At 62.9% G+C, this 16,910-nt stretch carries 18 protein-coding genes; 10 read left to right on the top strand and 8 right to left on the bottom strand.

Annotated features, from left to right (window positions below):
• Positions 1-112 precede the first annotated feature (112 nt).
• Entirely contained in the window at positions 113-1,270 is a 1,158-nt protein-coding gene (locus PVE35_RS06195) for a mandelate racemase/muconate lactonizing enzyme family protein (RefSeq protein ID WP_277374135.1), read from the bottom strand.
• Between the two features lie 174 nt (positions 1,271-1,444).
• Positions 1,445-2,332 carry a LacI family DNA-binding transcriptional regulator gene (locus PVE35_RS06190; protein ID WP_277374134.1) on the bottom strand — a complete coding sequence of 296 codons (888 nt, stop codon included), beginning with the start codon at positions 2,330-2,332 and terminating at the stop codon, positions 1,445-1,447.
• 345 nt (positions 2,333-2,677) lie between these two features.
• Here PVE35_RS06190 and PVE35_RS06185 point away from each other — a divergent pair, with 345 nt between their 5' ends.
• The 6 genes from PVE35_RS06185 (at position 2,678) to PVE35_RS06160 (ending at position 8,390) form a co-directional block, all read left to right on the top strand.
• Entirely contained in the window at positions 2,678-3,505 is an 828-nt protein-coding gene (locus PVE35_RS06185) for an NAD(P)-dependent oxidoreductase (protein WP_277374133.1), read from the top strand.
• A 46-nt stretch (positions 3,506-3,551) separates the two neighbouring features.
• Positions 3,552-4,427, top strand: a complete 876-nt coding sequence (locus tag PVE35_RS06180; protein ID WP_277374132.1) for an SMP-30/gluconolactonase/LRE family protein — start codon at positions 3,552-3,554, stop codon at positions 4,425-4,427.
• 81 nt (positions 4,428-4,508) lie between these two features.
• Positions 4,509-5,483: a TRAP transporter substrate-binding protein gene (locus PVE35_RS06175; RefSeq protein WP_277374131.1), complete on the top strand. Its 975-nt coding sequence runs from the start codon at positions 4,509-4,511 to the stop codon at positions 5,481-5,483.
• A gap of 57 nt (positions 5,484-5,540) precedes the next feature.
• A complete protein-coding gene (locus PVE35_RS06170) occupies positions 5,541-6,068 on the top strand; it encodes a TRAP transporter small permease (protein ID WP_277374130.1) in 528 nt (175 codons plus the stop codon).
• Complete coding sequence (locus PVE35_RS06165) at positions 6,068-7,348, top strand: TRAP transporter large permease (protein ID WP_277374129.1); 1,281 nt, start codon at positions 6,068-6,070, stop codon at positions 7,346-7,348. The genes PVE35_RS06170 and PVE35_RS06165 overlap by 1 nt, the downstream gene beginning before the upstream one ends.
• 139 nt (positions 7,349-7,487) lie before the next feature.
• Complete coding sequence (locus tag PVE35_RS06160) at positions 7,488-8,390, top strand: DMT family transporter (protein WP_268182087.1); 903 nt, start codon at positions 7,488-7,490, stop codon at positions 8,388-8,390.
• A gap of 28 nt (positions 8,391-8,418) precedes the next feature.
• Here PVE35_RS06160 and PVE35_RS06155 read toward each other — a convergent pair whose 3' ends face one another.
• The gene (locus tag PVE35_RS06155) at positions 8,419-9,174 is read right to left on the bottom strand and encodes a FadR/GntR family transcriptional regulator (RefSeq protein ID WP_268182085.1); all 756 of its coding nucleotides are present in this window, start codon (positions 9,172-9,174) and stop codon (positions 8,419-8,421) included.
• A 90-nt stretch (positions 9,175-9,264) separates the two neighbouring features.
• Here PVE35_RS06155 and PVE35_RS06150 point away from each other — a divergent pair, with 90 nt between their 5' ends.
• Both PVE35_RS06150 and PVE35_RS06145 read left to right on the top strand, forming a co-directional pair.
• The gene (locus PVE35_RS06150; RefSeq protein ID WP_277374128.1) at positions 9,265-9,564 is read left to right on the top strand and encodes a hypothetical protein; all 300 of its coding nucleotides are present in this window, start codon (positions 9,265-9,267) and stop codon (positions 9,562-9,564) included.
• A 322-nt stretch (positions 9,565-9,886) separates the two neighbouring features.
• A complete protein-coding gene (locus PVE35_RS06145; RefSeq protein WP_268182084.1) occupies positions 9,887-10,105 on the top strand; it encodes a hypothetical protein in 219 nt (72 codons plus the stop codon).
• A gap of 132 nt (positions 10,106-10,237) precedes the next feature.
• On the opposite strand, the gene PVE35_RS06140 is transcribed toward PVE35_RS06145, so the two are convergent.
• The 4 genes from PVE35_RS06140 to purU all read right to left on the bottom strand — a co-directional run bounded on the left by PVE35_RS06140 (position 10,238) and on the right by purU (position 13,335).
• Positions 10,238-11,719 (bottom strand): helicase HerA-like domain-containing protein, encoded by a 1,482-nt coding sequence (locus PVE35_RS06140; RefSeq protein WP_277374127.1) that lies wholly within the window; start codon positions 11,717-11,719, stop codon positions 10,238-10,240.
• A 105-nt stretch (positions 11,720-11,824) separates the two neighbouring features.
• Positions 11,825-11,998 carry a hypothetical protein gene (locus PVE35_RS06135; RefSeq protein ID WP_268182081.1) on the bottom strand — a complete coding sequence of 58 codons (174 nt, stop codon included), beginning with the start codon at positions 11,996-11,998 and terminating at the stop codon, positions 11,825-11,827.
• A 15-nt stretch (positions 11,999-12,013) separates the two neighbouring features.
• Positions 12,014-12,439 carry a CBS domain-containing protein gene (locus PVE35_RS06130; RefSeq protein ID WP_268182079.1) on the bottom strand — a complete coding sequence of 142 codons (426 nt, stop codon included), beginning with the start codon at positions 12,437-12,439 and terminating at the stop codon, positions 12,014-12,016.
• A 44-nt stretch (positions 12,440-12,483) separates the two neighbouring features.
• Positions 12,484-13,335 carry a formyltetrahydrofolate deformylase gene (gene purU, locus PVE35_RS06125; RefSeq protein ID WP_268182078.1) on the bottom strand — a complete coding sequence of 284 codons (852 nt, stop codon included), beginning with the start codon at positions 13,333-13,335 and terminating at the stop codon, positions 12,484-12,486.
• Positions 13,336-13,741: 406 nt separating this feature from the next.
• Here purU and mvaT point away from each other — a divergent pair, with 406 nt between their 5' ends.
• Positions 13,742-14,113, top strand: coding sequence for a histone-like nucleoid-structuring protein MvaT (gene mvaT, locus PVE35_RS06120; protein WP_268182076.1), 372 nt, complete (start codon positions 13,742-13,744; stop codon positions 14,111-14,113).
• Positions 14,114-14,439: 326 nt separating this feature from the next.
• On the opposite strand, the gene sbcB is transcribed toward mvaT, so the two are convergent.
• Positions 14,440-15,879 carry an exodeoxyribonuclease I gene (sbcB, locus tag PVE35_RS06115; RefSeq protein ID WP_268182074.1) on the bottom strand — a complete coding sequence of 480 codons (1,440 nt, stop codon included), beginning with the start codon at positions 15,877-15,879 and terminating at the stop codon, positions 14,440-14,442.
• 159 nt (positions 15,880-16,038) lie between these two features.
• Between sbcB and PVE35_RS06110 the strand changes: the two genes are divergently transcribed.
• Positions 16,039-16,848, top strand: a complete 810-nt coding sequence (locus PVE35_RS06110; protein ID WP_268182072.1) for a hypothetical protein — start codon at positions 16,039-16,041, stop codon at positions 16,846-16,848.
• Positions 16,849-16,910 lie beyond the last annotated feature (62 nt).

Raw genomic sequence — 16,910 nt, 5'->3', positions numbered from 1 at the left:
GCCCGCAATGGGTCGAAAGTCTCCTGATACGAGTGGCCGACCTCGCCACATGCCCGGCCTCCAGGCGGGGCATATCCAACGGCTCACCATAGGTTCCGAAGAACCTTCCCTATCAGTCTCGCCGCCCCACCTCGGACTGCTGCACCGTCCACCCAGCCACCTGCTCGCTCAGGCTCAGGCCAAGGCCTGGACGAGTCGGCACCAGCATCCGCCCATCGCGGATTTCCAAACGCTCGTTGAACAGCGGCTCCAACCACTCGAAATGCTCGACCCAGGGTTCGCGCGTATGGCTGGCGGCCAGGTGCACATGCAGCTCCATGGCGAAGTGCGGCGCCAGGGTCATGCCAGCCTGCTCGGCCAGGGTCTGCACGCGCAGGTAAGGAGTGATGCCGCCGACACGCGGCGCATCGGGCATGAGGAAGTCGGCGCCGCGCTGGCGGATGAACTCCCAGTGCTCGGCCGGGCTGGTGAGCATCTCGCCGGTGGCGATCGGTGTATCGAACAGGCGCACCAGCTCGGCATGCCCCTCGGCGTCGTAGCAGTCCAGGGGCTCCTCGATCCAGATCAGATCGAAAGGCTCCAGGCGTCGGCACATGCGCCGTGCGGTCGGGCGATCCCACTGCTGATTGGCATCGACCATCAGCGGAAAGCTCTCGCCCAAATGTTCACGCACCGTGCTGACGCGGTGGATATCCAGTGCCCAGTCGGGCTGGCCGACCTTGAGCTTGATGCCGCCGATGCCCTTCTCGCGGGAGATATCGGTGTTATTCAGCAACTGGTCGAGCGGTGTATGCAGGAAGCCGCCGGAGGTGTTGTAGCAACGCACCGAATCGCGGTGGCTGCCAAGCAGGCGCGCCAGCGACAGCCCGGCACGGCGTGCCTTGAGATCCCACAGGGCAACGTCGAAAGCGCCGATGGCCTGGGTCGCCAGGCCGCTACGGCCGACCGAGGCTCCGGCCCAGCACAGCTTGTCCCACAGCTTGGCTATATCGCTGGGGTTCTCGCCGATCAGGTTCGGCGCCACTTCCACAGCATGGGCGAACTGGCCGGGGCCGCCAGCGCGCTTGGAATAGCTGAAACCCAGGCCGCGATAGCCGTCACGGGTCTCGATCTCGGCGATCAGAATGGCGATTTCGGTCATCGGCTTCTGCCGGCCGGTGAGCACCTTGGCATCACTGATCGGGTTGGCCAGCGGCAGCGCCACCGAGCGCAAGCTCAGCCAGGCGATGCGGTCGTCATCGGCGCAGACAGGGGCGGATCGATCGTTCATGCAAACCTCCTCGGGATGGACAATCGACGACCCAACCAGGCCGCCGAAGATGGACAACCCGATTCAGGCTACGATGATTGCGCAATCATTCAAGGGTCATAGAAGCAGGAAACGCGTCGCCATGAGGAGGACGAATCAGAAACAGGCCACAATCTCGACAACAGCCGCCATCCCTTATCCACTCCCCCGCCCTACCACCTCAAATCCCACATCCAGCCTTAACGGCTGGCGCGCCAGGGTCGGTTCGGCGATACGGGCCAGCAGGGCTTCGGCGATGGCGGTGCCGATGCGCGGGCCGTCGATGCTGATGGTGGTCAACGGTGGGTGACTATGCGCGGCGCTGGAGAGGTCGCCGAACCCCATGACCGCCAGGGTCGCCGGCGCTGGCAGTATCTGCATGCCGAGTAGCTCCACGCCTTGCGTAGCCAACGCCTGCTCCAGGCTGCGGTAGCGACGCAAGCCGCGCGGGTCGTCGAGGGTGACCACCGAGATGCGCCGGTAGCCCTTGCCCAGCAGATAGTCGGCAACGGCCTGGCCCACCGCCTCGTGGGAAAAACCTATCTGCATGTCCAGCGGTTTCGCCGACAGATCCCAGGCTTCCACGACCGGAATACCGACTCGCGCCAGGCGCTCGCGGCTGGTCTGGGTGTGCTCGGTGCCGGTGAGCACGATACCGTCCGGTCGCCGCCCGAGCACGGCTTCGAGCAAGGCTTCTTCCTGCTCCGGACAGTAGCCGGTCAGCCCCAGCAGGGTCTGGTAGCCAGCAGCGGCCAGACGCTCGGTCAGTGCCTGCACGGTGTCGGCAAAGATCGAATTGGCGATGGTCGGCAGAAACACTGCCACCAGCCGGCTGCGGCTCGAGGCCAAGGCCCCGGCGGCCAGGTTGGGCACGTAGCCAGTCGCCCGCACGGCCTCCAGTACACGCCTGCGAGTCACGGCCGTGACCAGCTCCGGACGGCCGAGCGCACGCGACACGGTGATCGGCGACACGCCGGCCACCTTGGCCACATCCACCAGGGTCGGCGCCCGAGCGGAACGCGCCAGAGAATTGCTTCGCCCCATGCGTGCCTCCCCGTTACTGAGACAAATCGCGCCAGCGTTGTCATACAACATTAGTCGTATATAGCCTGAGCCCACTGCCTGTCACCGAGCCCCCTGCGCAGGCCCAGCCGTTGATCGACCGAGAGCGGGCAAGACGCCCGATCTAGAGCCTTGAAAGCACTTTCAGGCAGCCTTGCCCTGACGTCTCGTGAGACCTTTGGCCGAGCCCGAACGCGACCATGGCCTGGCAACGCCTGAACAGGTTCGCGTTGACATCCGGCAAATCAGGTGCTGACATCAATGCCATGTCATATGACAACGTATGACAACTCGATAACAACAAGCAACCAGAGTTCAGGCACCGCCATGACCAGCACCTCCAGCGCGCTCCGCCCCTTCAATCGCCTGCTACTGACCGGCGCCGCCGGTGGCCTGGGCCAGGTACTGCGCGAACGCCTGCGCCCTTACGCCAATGTTCTGCGCCTGTCCGACATCGCTGAGATGGCTCCACCCGCCGGCCCGCACGAAGAAGTCGTGCGCTGCGATCTGGCCGACAAGCACGCCGTGCATCGGTTGGTCGAAGGCGTCGACGCCATCATTCACTTCGGTGGCGTATCGGTGGAACGTCCCTTCGAGGAAATCCTCGGCGCCAATATCTGCGGCGTGTTCCATATCTACGAAGCGGCCCGTCGCCATGGCGTGAAGCGCGTGGTGTTCGCCAGCTCCAATCACGTCATCGGCTTCTACAAGCAGGACGAAAAGCTCGACGCCCACTCCCCGCGCCGCCCGGACGGCTACTACGGCCTGTCCAAGTCCTACGGCGAGGACATGGCCAGCTTCTACTTCGACCGCCATGGCATCGAGACCGTCAGCATCCGCATTGGCTCGTCGTTCCCCGAGCCGGCCAACCGCCGCATGCTGAGCACCTGGCTGAGCTACGACGATCTCACCCAACTGATCGAGCGCAGCCTCTACACCCCCGAGGTCGGCCACACCCTGGTCTACGGTGTGTCGGATAACCGCGAGGTGTGGTGGGACAACCGCAAGGCCGCGCATCTGGGCTTCCAGCCCAAGGACAGCTCGGAAGAGTTCCGCGCCAAGGTGGAGGCACAGCCGATGCCGGCCGCCGACGACCCGGTACGCATCTATCAGGGGGGCGCCTTCGTGGCCGCCGGCCCATTCGGCGACGATTGAGCCGCTCAATGCCTCCGCTTCAAGCCATAACCAGAGCGCTTCAGCCATGACTGCCGAACTGATCGTCGATGCGCGCAACGCCACGGGTGAAAGCCCAGTGTGGAATGCTGTCGAACAGGCCCTCTACTGGGTGGATATCCCAGCCGGACGCCTGCATCGCTGGCAGTTGGCCGGTGCCCAGACGCAAAACTGGCAAGCCGACGAAATGCTCGCCTGTCTGGCCATGCACCCAGCCGGTGGTTGGCTGGCCGGCATGCAGAGCGGCCTCTTCCATCTGCGCCCTCAAGACGACGGCAGCCTGCAGGCCGAGCGCCTGGCCCCCGTCGAGCATGCCCGCCCAGAGATGCGTTTCAACGACGGCCGCTGCGACCGTCAGGGCCGCTTCTGGGCTGGCACCATGCTGCTGGACATGGCGGCTGGTGCACGAGTCGGCGCACTGTATCGCTACGACGGGCAACTGCAGCAGGTACTGGCTGACCTGATCGTGCCCAACGGCCTGGCCTTCAGCCCGGATGGCCGCACGATGTACCTGTCCGACTCGCACCCGTCGGTGCAGGCGGTATGGGCCTTCGATTACGACACGGACAGCGGGACGCCGCACGATCGCCGCCTGTTCATCGACATGAAGCAGCATCCCGGCCGGCCGGACGGCGCGGCCGTGGACATCGATGGCTGCTACTGGATCTGCGCCAACGATGCCGGTCTGATCCACCGTTTCACCCCCGATGGCCGCCTCGACCGCTCGCTCGCCGTGCCGGTGAAGAAACCGGCCATGTGCGCCTTCGGCGGCGCCAGCATGGACACCCTGTTCGTCACCTCGATCCGCCCGGCTGGCGATCTCTCCGACCAGCCCCTGGCAGGCGGCGTATTTGCCCTGAACCCCGGCGTGCGCGGCCTCGAGGAGCCGAGCTACCGCCCCTGAATTCGCTTCACTCCGGGCCACCTGGCGGCGCCGGACTTGCACTGCTGTTCTCTCCAACAACAACAAGATGGAGCTTTCCGCATGAACCTCAAACGCAAGCTGCTTCTCGCCACACTTCCGCTAGCCCTCGGCCTCTCTTCCTTCGCTCAGGCCGAGGTGACGCTGAAGATCGCCGAGATCCATCCGGCCGGCTACCCCACGGTGGTGGCCATGGAGCACCTGGGTCAGAAACTCGAAGAAGCCACCAACGGCGAGATCAAGTCGCGCATGTTCGCCGGCGGTGTGCTCGGCTCGGAGAAGGAAGTCATCGAGCAGACCCAGATCGGCGCCGTGCAATTGACTCGCGTCAGTCTCGGCTCGGTCGGCCCGGTGGTGCCCGCCACCAACGTGTTCAACATGCCGTTCGTGTTCCGCGACGTCGAGCACATGCGCAAGGTGGTCGACGGTGAGATCGGCCAGGAAATCCTCGACGCCATCACCGACTCCGACTTCAACATGGTCGGCCTGGCCTGGATGGAGGCCGGCAGCCGCAGCCTCTACACCAAGAAGCCGGTGCGCAAGATCGAAGACCTCAAGGGCATGAAGATCCGCGTGATCGGCAACCCGCTGTTCATCGACACCCTCAATGCCATGGGCGCCAACGGCATCGCCATGGACACCGGGGAAATCTTCAGCGCCCTGCAGAGCGGCGTGATCGACGGCGCCGAGAACAACTCGCCGACCCTGCTCGAGCACAACCATTTTCGCGCGGCCAAGTACTACACCCAGACCCACCACCTGATCCTCCCCGAGCCGCTGCTGATGTCCAAGACCACCTGGAACGCGCTCACCCCCGAGCAGCAGGCTCTGGTCAAAAAGCTGGCCAAGGAGGCCCAGCAGAAAGAGCGGGCGCTGTGGGCCGCGAAGGAGAAGGCCAGCGACGAGAAACTCAAGGCCGCAGGCGTCGAGTTCATCGAAGTCGACAGCAAACCCTTCTACGACGCCACTGCCCCGGTTCGTGCGAAGTACGGCGCGCAGTTCGCCGACCTGATCGAGCGCATCGAAGCGGTCAAATAACGCCCGACTTCTGAACAACGACGTGGCGCTGAAAGGCGCCACCTGTGGTGAAGCCTCATGAAAAACCTGGTACTGGGCATCAATGACATCATCTACCGGGCCTGCATCGCAGTTGCCGGGTTGGCGATCACGATCATGGCCCTGATCATCCCCTGGGGTGTATTCAGTCGCTATGTGCTTGGCCAGGGCCTGGGCTGGCCGGAACCGGTGGCCATCCTGCTGATGGTGCTGTTCACCTTCGTCGGCGCTGCGGCCAGCTATCGCGCCGGTGCGCACATGGCTGTGCAGGTGCTGAGTGACCGTCTGCCCGCTATGGCTCAGCCCTTTCTCACGCTGTTCGTGCGCCTGGCGATGGGGGCGATCAGCCTGTTCATGCTGATCTGGGGCTACAAGCTGTGCGTGGCGACCTGGAACCAATACCTCAGCACCCTGACCTGGATGCGCGTCGGCATCAGCTACGCCCCCATTCCGCTAGGCGGCTTCATCACCCTGCTGTTCGTCATCGAGCAACTGCTGTACGGCGATCAGCACCAACGCCGCGCCGTCGATTACGAACACTGCGCCGACTCCAAGGAGGCCGTGTAATGGACGCCTTGATCCTGCTGGGCAGCTTCATCGCCCTGATCCTGCTGCGCGTACCGGTAGCTTACGCTCTGGGTATCTCTGCCCTGATCGGCGCCTGGTGGATCGACATTCCGCTGCACGCGGTGATGATCCAGATTACCGGCGGCGTGAACAAATTCTCCCTGCTGGCCATTCCGTTCTTCGTGCTGGCCGGCGCGATCATGGCCGAAGGCGGCATGGCGCGGCGCCTGGTGGCCTTCGCCGGGGTGCTGGTGGGCTTCGTTCGTGGTGGCCTGTCGCTGGTCAATATCACCGCCTCGACCTTCTTCGGCGCCATCTCCGGTTCGTCCCTGGCTGATACCGCCTCGGTCGGTTCGGTGCTGATCCCGGAGATGGAAAAGCAAGGCTACCCGCGCGAGTTTTCCACGGCGGTCACCGTCTCCGGCTCGGTGCAGGCGCTGCTGACGCCACCCAGCCACAACTCGGTGATCTACTCACTGGCCGCTGGCGGCACGGTGTCCATCGCCGCGCTGTTCGTCGCCGGTATCGGCCCGGGCCTGCTGCTGAGCGTGAGCATGGCCGCGCTGTGCCTATGGTTCGCCAGGAAGCGCAACTACCCCAAGGGCGAGGTGATTGCGCTGCGCCAGGCGCTGAAGATCTGCGTCGAAGCGCTGTGGGGCCTGATGACCATGGTCATCATCCTCGGCGGTATCCTCAGCGGCGTGTTCACCGCCACCGAATCGGCAGCCGTGGCGGTGGTCTGGGCGTTCTTCGTGACCCTGTTCATCTACCGCGACTACAAGTGGAGCGAACTGCCGAAGATGCTGCACCGCACCGTGCGCACGCTGTCGATCGTGATGATCCTCATCGCCTTCGCCGCCGCGTTCGGCTACATCATGACGCTGATGCAGATTCCCTCGAAGATCACCGCCGCCTTCCTGGCCCTGTCGGACAACCGCTATGTGATCCTCATGTGCATCAACTTCATGCTGCTGGCACTGGGCACGCTGATGGACATGGCGCCGCTGATCCTGATTCTCACGCCAATCCTGTTGCCGGTGGTCACCTCCTTCGGCGTCGACCCGGTACACTTCGGCATGATCATGCTGGTCAACCTGGGTATCGGCCTGATCACGCCGCCAGTGGGCGCGGTGCTGTTCGTCGGCGCTGCCGTCGGCAAGGTCAGCATCGAGAGTACGGTCAAGGCCCTGCTGCCCTTCTATGCCGCGCTGTTCGCGGTGTTGATGGCGGTCACCTACATCCCGGCCATCTCGCTGTGGTTGCCGAGCATCGTGCTCTGATCACCAGGCGGCTGATGCGGGAACGAACTCATGCGTGCTCACCTCGAAGATCACGCATGTCTTCACGCCGACAGCTATACACCGGCGTAACCCGAGTCGCCTGGCGGCGCCTCGCTTCACAAGGACACAACGCCCCTTCATGTCAGCCGTTCCCTTCCCCCGGCATGTCGCCGCGCTGATTCTCGCCACCCTGGCCTGCGCCTTCGCCGGCAACCATATCGCCGCGCGGATCGCTTTCGATCATGAAGCAGGCCTGCTGCTGGCCATTCTCTGCCGTTCGGGAGTGACCTTCCTGGTACTCAGCGCACTGGTGCTGTGGCAACGCGATTCGCTGCGGCTGAACCGCAGTACCTGGGGCTGGCAACTGATGCTGGGGCTGCTGATCGCGGTTCAGAGCTTCTGCATCTACTCCGCCGTGGCACGCATCCCGGTGGGCCTGGCGCTATTGGTGGTGAACCTCTCGCCCATTCTTCTGGCGCTGCTGACCTGGCTGCTCGGCGGGCCTGCACCGACCGGCCGTGCCGCGGCGATCATGGGCGTGATCCTGTTCGGCCTGGTGCTGGTGCTGGACGTGCCGGCGCGCCTGAGCGGCGCAACCAGCATCGACGCCCACTGGCTGCAGGGCGTGCTGTTCAGCCTGACCGCCGCGGGCGTATTCGCCGTGGCCCTGTGGATCACCGAGCACCGGCTATCACGCATGCCCGGACGAGTACGCAGCATGCTGACCATGGCCGTGGTGTTCAGCGCCTCCACCCTCGCTGGCCTCAGCGGCGCGCTGCCCGGGGGCCTGGGCCTACCCAACGCCATCACGGGCTGGATGGCCCTGGCGGTGCTGGTGCTGCTCTACGGCACGGCCTTTTCCCTGCTGTTCATTCTCATGCCCCGGCTGGATATCGCACGCAACGCGCCGGTGATGAACATGGAACCCGTGGCCGGCATGTTCTTCGGCTGGCTGATCCTGGGTCAGTTGCTGGGCGGGTTGCAGGTGCTGGGCGGGCTGATCGTGGTCGGCGGCATCGTCGCCCTGGCCTACCGCCGTTGAAGGAATGAGCAGCCCGCCTTTGTCCTTGTCAGCCGTGCAGCGCCTCGGCCTCGGCGGCTTCGTGGGCCTGGCGCAGACGTTCACGGCTGTTGGTCAGGTGCAGACGCATGGCCGCCCGCGCCGCTTCGGCATCCTGGCGGGCGATGGCCTCGAAGATCTGCTCGTGCTCGCGCTCCAGGCGCGCCATGTAGTGCGTCTGATCGTCATGCGCCAGACGCGCGGAATTGACCCGGGTACGCGGGATGATGCTGGTGCCCAGGTGGCTGAGAATGTCGGTGAAATAGCGGTTGCCGGTGGCTTCGGCGATACGCAGGTGGAACTGGAAGTCCGAGGACACGGCATCGCTGGAGTTGGCCGTGCTCTCGTTGATCGCATCCAGCGCCTCGCGAATGGCCTGGAGCTGGGTGTCACTGCGGCGCTGGGCAGCCATGCCGGCAGATTCCACCTCCAGGCTGATGCGCAGCTCGAGAATGGCCAGCACGTCACGCAGGGTGACGATGGTCGCCGGGTCGATGCGAAAACCGCTGGCGCTGGGCGTATCGAGCACGAAGGTGCCGATGCCGTGGCGGGTCTCCACCAGGCCGGCGGCCTGCAGGCGTGACAGAGCCTCACGCACCACGGTACGGCTGACGCCCTGCTCCGCCATGATCGCCGACTCGGTCGGCAGCTTCTCACCGCGTTTGATCACACCATCGCGAATACGCTGCGACAGCTCGGCCACCAGTTCCTGGGCCAGGCTGCGTTGCTTGCGAGGGGTGCGGGGTTGGGCAGGGATATTGTCCATATCGATGGCGATTCTCGGCTTACGGTCAGCACCAATCATAGCCCAGCAGTTGTACGATGACACTATCAATTGCGACCTTGACCCTGCCCAGTGCTGTCGCTGCAATACAGCCTCGCCCGGTTGCAGGCGCCAGCGCAGCGTATGTGGCTGCGCGATGTAGACAAACTGTCCCGCGAACAGGTCGCCATTGTTGCGCAATGGGATTTCTACGTTGCGCGAGCATTACCGTCCGAGCCGCTGGACAATACCTTTACCGATTGGTCCGGTGAGGCGCGCATCATTCAGTTATCAATTGCACGACCGAACACAGGACAGCTCGATCTACCTGCTGTTCTGCCCGCCCGAGCGCCCCTTCTTCTGCTTCGAGCCCGTCAGCCATCCGGTCAATAGGCACCATTTGCCAGGCCGGGCGGGACTCGAATTATTGCAGCCCGGCGCAACTTGCCAATTGCGCTACGAATTGCAATCCCAGGCGTGGATGGCATGACGACGCTGGACAGTCGAGAACTTTTGGCGATAATGGCGCGCACTGTTTCGAGCGCTGCAGATAGCAAGTTACATCTCCACTGTAACTAAACGGGAAAATCACGCTCCAAGGTACTGCCGGGCCAGCATGGCCGGTTCAGAACTACCGAATCAGAGGATGGCCGCAACAGTGAAGTCGATGCTTCACGTGCCACCTGAAATCATTGAAGAAAAATAGGAAAGCCAAGTGACGAAAGACGAACTGCGCGCCGAGCTCGAGCGCCAGGCGCAGCGTTACAAGGACGTATACGGCGGGGAAGTCATCACCTACGCCGCTCAACCGGATCCCGACCGCAAACCCTGGCGCAAACGCCCAAGCCTGCTCGATCAGGCCTTCGATAAAGAAATCGAGAAGATCGAAAAAGAACGCAGAGAGAAACAGGAAGCGGCAGAAGAACTCGGCTAAGTTCGCCGCTGTCGTCATTTCCTCGAAGATATCTCGAATAACTAACGAGCTTGTACTGCCGCATGAACCAACGCGCGGCCACGACAAGTCGTGCCCGCGCGCTCATTAGCTGCGCCCTCGGTTCTTCGACATTCAGCGTTTCTTGCTACCCAACAGCGAGCCCATCAGACCGCGCACCAGTTGCCGGCCAAGTTGATTGGCTGCCTGGCGCACGGCGGACTTGAGGGCTTGCCCGGCAATGCCACCAAGAAACTCGCCGGCCATTTGTCCCAGCCCCGGCGCCTCTGCCGTTGCCTTGGCAGCCTTGTCAGCATCGGCGGCCTGGGTCGCCCGAGCCAGCAACCGCTCGTAGGCCGATTCGCGGTCGATGGGTTTGTCATAACGCCCGGCCAAAGGCGACTGGCGCACCAGCGCTGCGCGCTCGCCTGCACTCAAGGGGCCGATGCGCGACTGCGGCGGCGCCACAGCCACACGCTGCACCATGGCCGGGGTACCCTTGTCCTCCAGGGTGGCGACCAACGCCTCGCCGATCCCCAGCTCGGTCAGCACCGTCAGGCTGTCGAAGGCAGGGTTGGGACGGAAGCCTTCGGCCACTGCCCGCAACGCTTTCTGCTCCTTGGTGGTGAAGGCGCGCAAGCCGTGCTGAATACGCAAGCCCAGTTGCGCCAGCACCTCATCGGGCAGATCACTGGGCGACTGGGTAACGAAGTAAACCCCCACGCCCTTGGAACGAATCAGCCGCACCACCTGTTCCAGGCGCTCCTGCAGGGCCTTGGGCGTCCCCTGGAAGAGCAGGTGCGCCTCGTCGAAGAACAGCGCCAGTACCGGCTTGTCGGCATCGCCGCGCTCCGGCAGTTGCTCGAACAATTCGGCCAGCAGCCAGAGCAGGAATGTGGCATAGACCTTGGGCGCCTCGTGCACCAGGCGGCTGGCATCGAGCAGATGTATCCGTCCGCGGCCATCGCGATCCGGGTGCAGCAGGTCTTCGAGCTGCAAGGCCGGCTCGCCGAACAGGGCCTCGGCGCCCTGCTGCTCCAGCCCGGCCAGACGCCGCAACAGCGCCTGCGCCGAGGTATTGGTGAACAGCGCGGCGTCATCGCCGAGCACCTGCGGGTTGTCCTTGAGGTAGCCGAGCAGAGCCTTGAGATCCTTGAGATCGAGCAGTAACAGCCCTTCGCGGTCGGCCACCTTGAACGCCGCGTAGAGCGCCGCCTGCTGGCTGTCGGTCAACTCCAGCAGGGCGCCGAGCAGCAACGGCCCCATCTCGCTGAGCGTGGTACGCAACGGGTGACCGCTGAGGCCATGCACATCCCACAGCGTCAGCGGATAAGCCTGCGGCCGATGCTCCAACCAGGGCATGCTGGCGATGCGCTCGGCCACCTTGCCCTGTGGTGCGCCCATGGCTCCCAGGCCGCATAGGTCGCCCTTGACGTCAGCGGCGAATACCGCCACGCCGGCATCGCTGAAGGTTTCGATCAAGCGTTGCAGTGTCACGGTCTTGCCGGTACCGGTGGCCCCGGCGATCAGGCCGTGACGGTTGGCCAGGCGCAGCGGCTGGCCCACCGGCTGCCCCTGGCTACCGGCGCCGATGATGAACTGGGAACTTGCAGGCATCTTGCCGTCCTCTGGGTTGGAGTCTGTCGCTGTTTCGTGCACCTCGGATCTGCGCCATCCGCCACCGTCGCTGCGAATACGCCAGGCAGCCAGGGCAAGCGCCCCTCAGGTGGGATCCGCTTCGTCCGCTTCGTCCTGCAATTGCTGCCACAGCTCGGCGGCCCCTGCGAAGTCGGTGCCATCCTCTTCGCTCAAGGCCTCGGGATCGTAGCGCCGCACACAGCCCTCGCCCAGGGTCGGGGGTGCGCTGGATGTCGCCTTGTCCAGTGGATCGCTCATGAATACAGTCTCCGCTCAGTTCGCCTCGACATGACCGGGATCGTGCTGGGCGAATTCCTTCACCGCGCGCAACACATCATGCCGACTGACCTGGCCCACCAGACGACCGTCCTCGACCACCGGCAGACGGCCATGTCGACCGTTGAGAAAACGTTCGGACAGCTCGATGACATCGACGTCCGGGCCTATCGCCTCGACATCGGTGGTCATGTAGGCACTGACGCAACCACCAGTGCCCTCGTAATAGGCACCGGAGAGAATGCCGCGCAGGCAGTCGCCCTCCGACAGCATGCCAATCAGATGGCCCTGGGTATCGACCACCGGAGCCCCGGAAATACGGTGCTCCAGCAGACGGTTGATGGCGGTGAACAGATCGGTGTCGGATCTGAAGGTCACCAGGCGGCGGGTCATGTAGTCGCGCACCTTGATGGATTTGAGCATGGGCAGCGTCCTCCACAGTGGGGGGGTTCGGCCCCGACGACGGATCAGTCGAATACCACCGTCTTGTTGTCGTGCACCAGAACCCGGTCTTCCAAGTGATAGCGTAGCCCACGAGCCAATACCATCTTTTCCACGTCCTTGCCGAGGCGCACCATCTCCTCGATATCGTCGCGATGGGTCACGCGCACCACGTCCTGCTCGATGATCGGGCCGGCGTCCAGCTCTTCGGTAACGTAGTGCGAGGTCGCGCCAATCAGCTTCACGCCGCGCAGCGAGGCCTGATGATAGGGCTTGGCACCGACGAACGACGGCAGGAAGCTGTGGTGAATGTTGATCACCCGCTGTGCATACTCGGCGCACAACGCCGGCGGCAGGATTTGCATGTAGCGCGCCAGGACGATCACATCGGCCTGGTGCTCCTTGACCAGTCGCTCCACCTCGGCGAAGGCCGGTGCCTTGTCCTTGGGGTCGACCGGCACATGGAAGTAAGGGATGCCATGCCACTCCACCATGCGCCGCAGATCGTCATGGTTGGCGATCACGCAGGGGATCTCGCAATCGAGCTCGTTGCTGTGCCAACGGTGCAGCAGATCGGCCAAGCAGTGCGACTCACGACTGGCCATCAGCACCACACGCTTTTTCTTCGCCGAATCGGTGATGCGCCACTCCATGGAAAATTCACGGGCGATGGGCGCGAAGGCCTGCTTGAAGCCCTCCAGATCGAATGGCAAGGAATCGGCACGGATTTCGTGACGCATGAAGAACCAGCCACTCTGGGTATCGGAGTGATGGCTGGCTTCGGTGATCCAGCCGTTATAGGTGGCCAGGAAATTACTGACTTTGGCAACGATGCCGACACGGTCTGGGCAGGAAATGACCAGTCTGAACGTACGCATGAAGTTTTGACCCCAGGTAACAGCGCAAAAGTGCGCCATTCTAGGGTTTGCAGAAAAAACCGTCGAGCGCAGACGAGCGCACCGCCGTGCATTCCAGGCGGCGGCCCTGACGCGCAGCATCCTGGTATTCACCCGCAATATCCGCAGCCTCAACTTGTCTGACAGCGAGGCTTTTCACCTCATGCAGCAGGCGCGAAATACAAAACACACGCCGACAACGCTTCGGTACTTCAGGATGAAAAGCGAATCATGAACTAAACGAACAATCTTGGTTCACTATTGTCTGGCAGATACAATCGGTTGCAGAGCGCAAGCAGAAGTTTTTATTTCAGTGTTTACTTGTTTTGAACGCATGACTATTATTGGCCCACTGGTCGCCGTAAATCCAAATCATAAGGTAAATTCCATGTCGCTGATCACCGAATACCGCTCGCTCGAAGAGAACATCAAGGAACTGCAAGAGCGCCTGAAGAATCTGTCGCAAGACGACAAACTGAAAAAAGAACTCGAGTTCGAGGGCAAGCTGCGCAGCCTGATGGGTGAGTATCAGAAGTCGCTGCGCGACATCATCGCCCTGCTCGACCCGGAGGCCAAGTCGGTCAAGGCTCCGCGCAGCGCCAAGCCTGCTACCAAGCGTGCGCGCAAGGTCAAGCAGTACAAGAACCCGAACACGGGTGAAGTCATCGAAACCAAAGGCGGCAACCACAAGACGCTGAAAGAGTGGAAAGCCAAGTGGGGCGCCGACACCGTAGAAAGTTGGGCCACTCTGCTGGGCTGATCCAAGCACAGCGCAGACAAAACGCCAGCCTTGCTGGCGTTTTTTATGCGCGCTAACTGGCTCCAACCATGCCGCACTCCTGCTGTAGCCGTGTGTCATGAATCTGGCGTCAGCGTCTTGCCTGCAGCCCCCTCTAAGAACTACCTGCGTTGCGGCTCAACATGCTCATTTACAATGATGAGCCCAGTGCTTTTTCACCTGTCTTTGTCGGGTCGCCATCGCTATTGCGCTGACTGCCTACGTCTTCAGAGGTGCCCTACGGGCGATGGCTGAACGCTCTCATGTTCACGCTAGCGACCGCACCACTATTGGGCGCTGCCCCCAACTCAGGAATTGCCGAGCCCATAGCGGCTTTCCAGTGCCTGGGCATAGCTGAGCCATTGCGCAAGAAGTTGCCCCTGCTCGGCGGAACATTCACCGCGTAACTTCTCCAGCGCTAGCTTGAATTGCTCAAGGGTATTGGGAGCACCGAATTCAGGCTGGCTCAGGCGTTGTCGGCAGAAATCGAACCAGCGCTGTTGCTCATCCGCCGAAAGTGTCTGCGCGAAGTTGCGCGCGCGATAACGAAAGAGCAATTCCGGTAAACGAATATCGTCGAAAGAAAGTGACTGATTGGTCAGCTCTTCAGGTTGCGCCCGCCGTACCTGCTCGCACAGCCGGCGGTCACGGTCACCGATGAAACCATCGTATAGCTGCTGTTCAGGATCGAGACTGGCGGCGAAGGCTTCCTCGCGATAGATCGAAGCCAGCTTGTCCTGCCAGGCCGCGAGGTTGTCGCGCAGCAGCGCGGCATGCCGCTCGCATTGCGACCAGTCCAGGGCCAGACGCTGGCGATCCTCCTCGCGCAGCACCGAAAGCGGCGCCACCACCGGGCAACGATTGATGTGCAACAGCTTCAAGGGTACCGGCGCCTGCCCCTCACCCAGCTCATCGTGGCGGGTGTACAGGCGACTGCGCAGGGTTTCGGCGTCCAGCTCCAGCAGCGGCGCCGGGTCGGCCTGCAGGTCGACCACGATCAGCGCGTTGCGGTTGCGCGGATGCCAGGCCAGCGGCAGCACCGGCGCCAGATAATGGCGCGCCGCCGAAAAACGGCCGGAAATGTGCAGCAGCGGTTGCAACAGGCGAATCTGGTCGAGTACACGCTGCTTGCTGCGCAACTGGTAGATGAAGTCGTACAGCCGTGGCTGGCGCTCACGCAGCAGGCGCGCCAGGCCGATGGTGGCGCGCACGTCGGACAGCGCATCGTGCGCCTGCCCGTGGTCGATGCCGTTGGCCTGGGTCAGACGCTCCAGCTTGAGACTGACGCGCCCGTCCTCCTGCGGCCATTCGATGCCTTCGGGGCGCAGCGCATAGGCGGTGCGTACCAGATCGATCAGATCCCAACGGCTGTTACCACCCTGCCATTCACGGGCATAGGGGTCGAAGAAATTGCGGTACAGGCTGTAGCGCGTGACCTCGTCATCGAAACGCAGGGTGTTGTAACCGGCGCTGCAGGTGCCAGGCTGCGCCAACTGCGCATGCACGCGGGTGATGAACTCACCTTCGTCGAGCCCCTGCTGCGCCAGGCGCTGTGGGTCGATGCCGGTGACCAGGCAGGCAGCCGGGTGCGGCAGGATGTCGTCACTCAGACGGCAATAGAGATTCAGCGGCTCGTCGATCTCGTTGAGCGCCTCGTCAGTGCGGATACCGGCCACCTGAATCGGTCGGTCACAGCGTGGGTTGATGCCGGTGGTCTCGTAGTCGTACCAGAAGATGCTGCGGCTCAAAACCTATCCTTCCAAGCGATGACGACAGCGGGCTCTGCCGTTGCCGTCGAGAAACGTGAACGAGCACTCATTGCAGCCAATGCTTGCAGACTGCCATTGAGTGACGCGGCGCAAGCCACTACGATGCCGTTTCCCGCCACTCCCTACAAGGACGCAACCGTGAGTGAGACCAGCGTACTCAATCCGTACTCTGCCCCCAGCAGCGATCTCAACCCCATCAGCAGCGACCAGGTCAGCGCCGATCCGCACCTGGCACTGGCGCGTGGTTACGACTTCTCCATCGGCGAGCTGCTCGCCACCGCCTGGCGCAAGACCAGTGGCACCAAGGGCCTGATCTGGGGCGGTTTTCTGGTCATGATGGGTGCGCTGTTCATGGCGCAGATCGTCCTGTACATCGTCGCCATGATCTTCGGCATCGGCTTTATCGGCCTCGGCGCCCTGAGCGGCTCTGAAGGCGGAATGGCCGTAGCCGGAGCCTTCGGTCTGTTCGGCTTCATCCTGATCAGCTCGGTCGCGGTCGTGGCATTGATGTACCCCTTCCTGGCCGGTCTCAACATGATCGGCATTCGTCAGGCAGCAGGCCAGCCCCTGCGCTTCGCGGAAATATTCAGCCACTTCGGGCGTACCTTGCCACTGTTCGTCGCTGGTCTACTGATCGTGATTGCAACCAACATTGGCTACATGCTGCTGATTCTTCCCGGCATCTATCTGCAAGTCGCACTGCTGCTCACCATCCCATTGGTGGTCGAGCGCAAGCTCTCGGCCTGGCAAGCGATCGTGGTGTCCTGCAAAGCCATAAATCGTCACTGGTTCAAGGTGTTCTTCCTGATGCTGAGCATGGGCATCTTGCTCTTGATCAGCGCGCTGCCATTCGGTATCGGCCTGATCTGGACCATGCCGATGTTCATCGTGATGATAGGTGAGCTGTACAACCGCATCTTCGGTGTTCTGCCGGCGCCTGCTGCCTGAGTCCCATGCCGGGCCCATCCTTCGGCCCGGTTGCGTTCGTGTCCCGCTGCTCGCTAGCATCG

The organism is Pseudomonas sp. AA-38 (assembly GCF_029457475.1).
Lineage (GTDB): Bacteria > Pseudomonadota > Gammaproteobacteria > Pseudomonadales > Pseudomonadaceae > Aquipseudomonas.
The sequence above is the reverse complement of the archived record's forward strand: the minus strand, read 5'-3'. Positions and strand labels throughout refer to the sequence as shown.